General features: G+C 60.4%; 1 protein-coding gene. It reads right to left on the bottom strand.

All coding sequences use genetic code 11. From position 1 onward, the window contains the following. A partial coding sequence (locus tag CPY51_RS32880; RefSeq protein WP_195909600.1) for a hypothetical protein occupies positions 1-1,441 on the bottom strand: 1,441 nt, incomplete at both ends.

Below are 1,441 nucleotides of genomic sequence, written 5' to 3'. Positions count from 1 at the left end.
ACGATAATCAGATCGTAGTTGTATTTGGCGAATTCGGCGTATTTCGCGTCCAGATAGGCATCAGACTGTTCCAGGAAATGCGCTGCATTCGCCGCGTTTCCCTGTGCCGCTGCCTGCTCGGCCCGAACGAAGGCAAGAGCGCCCAGCCAGTCGCCGTTGTTGGCCGACAGAAAGCGTGCCCCAATCATCCTGGAAAGCGGATGGGCAGCCGCGATATCGCTGCCGATGACGCCGAGCGTCGGTTGCGAGGTGGATGCCGCCCTGATGGCATCGACAAAAGCCTTGTCCGGTTTTTGGGTATATAGAAATGGTTGCCAGGCAGATAGCACGACAACTGCGCAAAGAACCGTGCGAGCAAGCGTTTCGCGGTTGTAACGCCAGCCATCGGACGCCGCTATCTGGCAGAGCACGGCCGCGATGGCCAGCGAGAACGCGGCGAAGGCATGATATGGCCAGCCCTTGCCCTGGTAGACCAAAGGGATGACGGCGGCGAGTGAAGCCAGCAGCGTCACCGCGCCAAGCGGCGTCACCGGCGCTCGGGGTGCAACCATCCAGAACAATAGCAGAAGCGTCAGGTAAACCGGTGCATAGCTTAGCGCCACCCCGAGCGAATTTCCCGTGCCCATGTAGACATCCACCACCTGCGGAAGAATGTCCGGCATGAATTCGGGATGAAGCCAATAGACCAGTGGGACATACACGACGCCGACAATGGCGATGAGGCAATTCTCGGGCGCGAAGAGGGAGCGAAGATCCCGCCGGCTCCAGGCCACGTAGAGGGCGGGCAGGATGCAAACCACCACATAGTAAGCCTTGACCAGGACAAGAACGCTGCCGCAGAGCCCGGCGGCGACAATCAGCGCGATACCGGGCGAGCCGGGGCGTGTCCTGTCGGCCCGCCAGGCCATCATTGCAAGCAACGGCAGAAACAGCACGGTGCCCACATGATCTCTCTCGGTAAAGGCATTGCCGGGAAAAATCACGAAAAGCGCGACAAATAGCGGCAATAGCCGAAGCAGGGCACGATTTTCGGCAAAACCTGCCCGCTGGACGATGATGGCCGCCAAGCCCAGACCGACGATCACTGCGAGGCACGTGTAGAGATAGATGCCGATCTCGGGCGCGATCCCGGCCCATTGCGACGCCACCATCGCCGGCATGAAGAGCCAGAGCGAAAACGGGGGGTTGTTGTCGATCACATCGACATAGAGCCGCTGTCCCGCCAGCATCCGCTCGGACTCGGTAATGAGCCAGCTGGTATCGACGATGGTCCCCCAGCGTTGCTGAAGAAGGGCTGCCACAACGAAAAGCACGGCACTCTGGATCAATGCTATCCGCAACGGCGCCGACTTCGCCGACTTGAGCCCTGACGTCTCCATCACGCTACTCATGTTCGGCTGAACCGGCAGTCGCGCAACGAAGCCGCTGCGGTGTTGCTGTG

This window comes from Arminella tubonensis, assembly GCF_003240585.1.
In the GTDB taxonomy this organism is placed as follows: domain Bacteria; phylum Pseudomonadota; class Alphaproteobacteria; order Rhizobiales; family Rhizobiaceae; genus Rhizobium; species Rhizobium tubonense.
This window is presented reverse-complemented; position numbering and strand designations above follow the sequence as displayed.